Annotated in this window: 6 protein-coding genes; 4 read left to right on the top strand and 2 right to left on the bottom strand. The window is 69.8% G+C overall.

The genetic code is table 11. The features are described from left to right. The 3 genes from ADBZ5U_RS11610 to ADBZ5U_RS11600 form a co-directional block, all read left to right on the top strand. On the top strand, positions 1–1,275 hold a 1,275-nt coding region (locus ADBZ5U_RS11610; protein WP_526265560.1), incomplete at its 5' end, for an MMPL family transporter. Continuing rightward, the gene (locus ADBZ5U_RS11605) at positions 1,272–1,754 is read left to right on the top strand and encodes a helix-turn-helix domain-containing protein (protein ID WP_526265557.1); all 483 of its coding nucleotides are present in this window, start codon (positions 1,272–1,274) and stop codon (positions 1,752–1,754) included. The genes ADBZ5U_RS11610 and ADBZ5U_RS11605, both read left to right, overlap by 4 nt. Further along, entirely contained in the window at positions 1,751–2,167 is a 417-nt protein-coding gene (locus tag ADBZ5U_RS11600; protein WP_526265555.1) for a CoA-binding protein, read from the top strand. The genes ADBZ5U_RS11605 and ADBZ5U_RS11600 overlap by 4 nt, the downstream gene beginning before the upstream one ends. A gap of 6 nt (positions 2,168–2,173) precedes the next feature. Here ADBZ5U_RS11600 and ADBZ5U_RS11595 read toward each other — a convergent pair whose 3' ends face one another. Together ADBZ5U_RS11595 and ADBZ5U_RS11590 are read right to left on the bottom strand one after the other, a co-directional pair. Then, complete coding sequence (locus tag ADBZ5U_RS11595) at positions 2,174–2,863, bottom strand: hypothetical protein (RefSeq protein ID WP_526265553.1); 690 nt, start codon at positions 2,861–2,863, stop codon at positions 2,174–2,176. Further along, positions 2,860–3,441 (bottom strand): hypothetical protein, encoded by a 582-nt coding sequence (locus tag ADBZ5U_RS11590; RefSeq protein WP_526265551.1) that lies wholly within the window; start codon positions 3,439–3,441, stop codon positions 2,860–2,862. The genes ADBZ5U_RS11595 and ADBZ5U_RS11590 overlap by 4 nt, the downstream gene beginning before the upstream one ends. Before the next feature lie 49 nt (positions 3,442–3,490). On the opposite strand from ADBZ5U_RS11590, the gene ADBZ5U_RS11585 reads away from it, so the two are divergent. Further along, the coding region (locus tag ADBZ5U_RS11585) for a M13 family metallopeptidase (protein WP_526265549.1) at positions 3,491–5,484 on the top strand (1,994 nt) is incomplete at its 3' end.

Raw genomic sequence — 5,484 nt, 5'->3', positions numbered from 1 at the left:
GTGATCGCCTTCGCGATGCTGCTGATCTCCATCCGCTCGGTGGTGCTGGCCGTCAAGGGTGTGCTGATGACGGTGCTGTCGGTGGCGGCGGCCTACGGCAGCCTGGTGATGGTGTTCCAGTGGGGTTGGCTGGAGCGGCTGGGATTCGAGCCGATCACCTCCATCGACAGCACCATCCCGCCCCTGGTGCTGGCCATGACCTTCGGCCTGTCGATGGACTACGAGATCTTCCTGCTGACCCGCATCCGGGAGCGCTATCTGCAGACCGGGGACACCCGCGACGCGGTCGCCTACGGCGTGGCCACCAGCGCCCGGACCATCACCAGCGCGGCGCTGATCATGATCGCGGTGTTCATCGGGTTCGCGTTCGCCGGCATGCCACTGGTCGCCCAGCTCGGGGTGGCCTGCGCGGTGGCGATCGCGATCGACGCCACCGTGGTGCGGCTGGTGCTGGTGCCGTCGCTGATGGGGATGTTCGACCGGTGGAACTGGTGGCTGCCGGGCTGGCTGGACCGCCTGCTGCCCTCGGTCGATTTCGAGAAGCCGCTGCCCAAGCTTGATGTCGGCGACGTCGTCGTCGTTCCCGACGACATCTCCGCGATCGCCCCGGCGGCCGCCGAACTGCGCACGGTGGTGCGCTCCGCGGTCAGGCTCAGGCGGTTGGCGCCACAGACCGTCAGCATCGTGGATCCGCTGGTTTTCAGCGGCTGCGAGGTCCGCGGCGATGCCCGTCCGGTGACCGCGGGACTTCGGACCCGACCCCGCTCGCCGCGGGGGCCCCGATCCGCCGGACTGCGGAGCGTCCACCCGGTGACCATGTGGCGGCGGAGGCTGTCGGTGGCACTGGAGGCACTGACGAACCAGAACATCGCCGAGGCTGCCGTGCGGCGCACCGGACCGGTGGAGACGACCAGCGTCCAGCTGTCCACCGGCGACCGGTTGCAGATACCCACCGCCGCCGAGACGGTGCGGATGAAGAGCTACCTGTTGCTGTGCCGCAACAGCCGGGCCGATTTCACCGAACTCGCCGACCTCGCCGACGCGATGGGGGTCGACAACGCCGCCCTCGCACTCGGCGGGATCGACAGGTACTACAGTGCTGGGCGACCAGAGCGAATGTGGCTCGCCACCCAGTTGGTCCGCCGACTGGCCGATCCGATCCCCTCCGACGGGGAGGACGGCGGGCGCCCCGGACCGGGGGAGGATGCCGAGTGGGACGACACCCGGCGGCGCTGCCTGTCACTCGCGGTGGCGATCCTGGAGGAGGCGAGTTGACTCGTCCGCCTCATTGGCCGCTGGACGACACCCCCGTCGAGTTCTGGCCGACCGAGTCGATCCGCGCAGCCCTGCACAGCGGTGACATCACGGTCTGGCAGCGCATCGTCGTGGCCGTCAAGCGCGACCCGTACGGCCGGACCGCGCGCCAGGTCGAGGAGGTACTGGAAGCCGCCGCACCGTACGGGGTCTCCCAGGCCCTCACCGAGGTGCTCACCCGGGCCCGAAACCACATGGAAGCCAATGAGCGAACCGAGGCCGCCCGGCACGTGCGCATCCTGCACGGCCGTTCCGGACTGAGCCAACAGGAGTTCGCCTCCCGGATCGGGGTGAGTGGCGAGGACCTGGCCGGCTACCTCGACGGCACCGTGAGTCCCCCGGTCTCGCTGATGATCCGGATGCGTCGGCTGTCCGACCGGTTCGCCAAGATCCGGGTCCAGCAGGACCGCGCCGGCAACCCTGAGGATTTCCCCGGATGAGTAACCCGAATCCCACCGAGTTACGGGACATCCTGCGCGACACCCGGACCGTGGCGGTGGTGGGAGCCTCGGACAACCCGGGCCGGCCGAGCAATGACGTGTTCCGTCATCTGCTGCGGCACAGCGATTTCCAGCTGTATCCGGTCAACCCGAACGTATCCGAGGTCGGCGGCGTCACGGCCTATGCCAGCCTGGCCGACCTGCCGGTCGTTCCGGACATGGTCGACGTCTTCCGCCGCCGGGAGGACCTGCCCGGCGTGCTCGATGACGTCCTCGCGTTGAGCCCGCTGCCGAAATACCTTTGGCTGCAACAGGGTTTGCGGCACGAACAGGTTGCCGAACGAGCCCGGGCAGCCGGTCTGACCGTGGTGATGGACCGCTGCCTGAAAGTGGACCACGCCCGGTTCGGCTGATGCGGCCTATCTGGAATTGATGGGCGTCACGTCGACGACCTTCCAGTCCCCGCCGATCTTCGACAACGCCACCCGCAGCGAGAGCACCGCCGTGCTCGGCTGTTGTCCCGGTTCGGCCTGCGTGCCGCGCATCAGCACGGCGACGGTGGCCGCCGAGGGCGCGAGTGCCTCGAGGCCGGCCGAGATGGTGTCGGCCTTGGCGATCACCCGGCGTTTGACCATGTCCGCGGTCGCCGGCGCGAACTGGGCTCGGAACGCCTCGGCGCGTTCGGGCGCCATCATCGCCGCCGCGCGGTCGAGCGAAGCCGTCGGCTCGGTGGGACTGAAGGTCGCCGTCGCCTCGGACACCTCGGTGGCGACGCGGACCACTTCGAGGGTGTCGCGGGAGAAATTCCGGTCGGCGACGGTCCATCGCGTGTAGCCGACGACGGCCGCCGCGAACACGGCCGCGGTGGTGATCCCCACCACCGCCAGGCGCAGTCCCGGGGTGTCGTCGTCGGTCCCCATCGTGACCGCATCGCGCCGGAAGAGAACGGCGTTGAGGATCACCGCCTGGGCGACGAGCAGGCAGAGCATCGAACACACCGAGACCCACCACCGCGGCCAGCCGAGCATCGACCCGATCGTCAGCAGCGCCCCGACCGCGACCAGCGGCGCGGCCACGTCCAGGGCCAGCACCCGGGCCAGGTTCCTCATCGAAGCGACTCCAGCCGCGAGATCCTGGCCGTGCCGTCGACATCGGAAACCCCCAGCCGAAGATTCCAGCGCACCGTCGTCGGCTTGCCGCCGGCGTTCTCGCTGACCGAAGTGGCCACCACCAGCACGGTGTCGGTGCGGGATGCCAGTTCGGCCGGCAGCGTCGCCGGGGCGGGCGGACGCTGACCCGGTGGGGCCGGCAGATTCCGGTGGGTCACCTCGACCGACACCGACTCGACCTGACCGGTGGTCTTGGACTTCAGCGTCCTGACCACATCGCGGAACGGGGCGATGGAGGTCTCGAAGCCCGTGTTGAGCTCGCCGACGGTCCCGTCCCGGAGCCGCGTCATGGCGCCCTCGACGTTGTCGGCGTTCATGTTGATCAGGATCCCGGTCCACTCGGCGGCGGCCTGCATGGCCCTGGCCTGGTGGTTGCGGTCGGCCTCGGCGCCGCGGTGTCCGGACCACAGCACCGCGACCAGCGCAGCGGCGGCGACCGCCACGACGGCCAGGACCGCGGAGGCCACGCCGAACCCGGTGATCCCTCCCGGCCTGTCGTCGCGATCAGGCTCAGCCATGCAGGGGAGGCTACCGGGCGCGGCCGGGAGGATCGGTAAGGATGGTGGCGTGACGGTAGACGTGCAACGCTCGGGCATCGACCTTTCCCACCTCGACACCGCGGTCCGGCCGCAGGACGACCTGTTCGGTCATGTCAACGGCCGATGGCTGGCCGAATACGCGATGCCGCCCGACCGGGCCACCGACGGGGCGTTCCGCCGGCTCTACGACCGCGCCGAGGAGCAGGTGCGCGAGATCATCACCGACGCCTCCCGGTTGTCCGGGGCGGCGGGCTCCGACGAGCAGCGCATCGGCGATCTCTACGCCGGCTTCCTGAACGAGCAGGCGGTCGAACAGCGCGGGCTGGCGCCGCTTCTGGCGGAACTGGCGCTCATCGACGGCGCGGCCGACCGGGACGCGCTGGCCGCGGTCGTGGGCCGGCTGCAGCGCAGCGGTGTCGGCGGCGGGGTGGGTCTGTACGTCAGCACCGATGCCAAGGACTCGTCGCGCTACCTGATCCACCTCTACCAGTCCGGTCTGGGTCTGCCCGACGAGTCCTACTACCGCGACGACCAGCACGCGTCGATCCTGGGCGCCTACCCGGCGCACATCGCGTCGATGTTCGCCATCGTGTTCGGCGGGACGCCCGACGAGTACGCCCGGCGGGCCGGCCGCGTGGTGGCGCTGGAGACCAGGCTGGCGGCCGCGCACTGGGACGTGGTGCGCCGCCGCGACGCCGACCTGGCCTACAACCTCCGGGCGTTCGCCGAACTGCCGGAGTCGGCACCCGGATTCGACTGGCCGGGATGGATTTCCGCCGTGGGCGCCGCCCCGGGGGAGATCGCCGAAGTCATTGTGCGTCAACCGGATTACCTCACCGCCTTTGCCCGGTTGTGGGCGGACGCGGAGTTCGCCGACTGGCAGGACTGGGCGCGCTGGCGGCTGATCCACGCGCGGGCGTCGGTGCTCACCTCCGACCTGGTCGAGGAGGACTTCGCTTTCTACGGCAGCACCCTGACCGGGACCGAGCAGATCCGGGAACGCTGGAAGCGCGGGGTGTCCCTGGTGGAAAGCCTGCTGGGCGAGGCGGTGGGCCGGCTGTATGTCGAACGGCACTTCCCGCCGGAGGCCAAGGACCGGATGGATGTCCTGGTGGCCAATCTGCGGGAGGCCTACCGGGTGAGCATCAGCGATCTGGAGTGGATGACCCCGGCGACCCGGGAGCGCGCACTGGCCAAGCTGGACGGTTTCACCGCCAAGATCGGCTACCCGGCCAGGTGGCGGGACTACTCGGCGCTGGTGATCGACCGGGATGACCTGTACGGCAACGTTATTCGGGGTGCCGAGGCGGAGACCGACCGTGAGCTGGCCAAGCTCCCCCGGTCCGTCGACCGCGACGAGTGGTTCATGACGCCGCAGACCGTGAACGCCTACTACAACCCGGGGATGAACGAGATCGTGTTCCCCGCGGCGATCCTGCAGCCGCCGTTCTTCGACCCGTACGCCGACGACGCCGCCAACTACGGCGGTATCGGGGCGGTGATAGGCCACGAGATCGGCCACGGCTTCGACGACCAGGGCTCGAAGTACGACGGCGACGGGCACCTGGTCGACTGGTGGACCGACGAGGACCGGCGCGAGTTCGGCGTCCGCACCGGCAGGCTGATCGAGCAGTACGACGCCTTCGTTCCGCGCGACCTCGCCGACCGCCCCGACCCGCCGCATGTGCAGGGCGCGTTCACCGTCGGCGAGAACATCGGCGATCTGGGCGGGCTGTCGATCGCATTGCTGGCCTACCGGCTGTCGCTCGGCAGCCGATCGGCGCCGGTGATCGACGGACTGACCGGGGTGCAGCGGGTCCTGTTCGGCTGGGCCCAGGTGTGGCGCACCAAGTCCCGGCCCGCCGAATCGGTGCGCAGACTCGCCGTCGACCCGCACTCGCCGCCGGAGTTCCGCTGCAACGGCGTGGTCCGCAACATAGACGCCTTCTACGACGCCTTCGGGGTCACCGAGGACGACGCGCTGTATCTCGAACCGAGCCGGCGGGTTCGGATCTGGAACTA

Source organism: Mycobacterium sp. (assembly GCF_040398885.1).
Taxonomy (GTDB): Bacteria; Actinomycetota; Actinomycetes; order Mycobacteriales; family Mycobacteriaceae; genus Mycobacterium.
Note: the sequence above shows the minus strand (reverse complement) of the source record. Positions and strands in the feature narration are given on the sequence as shown.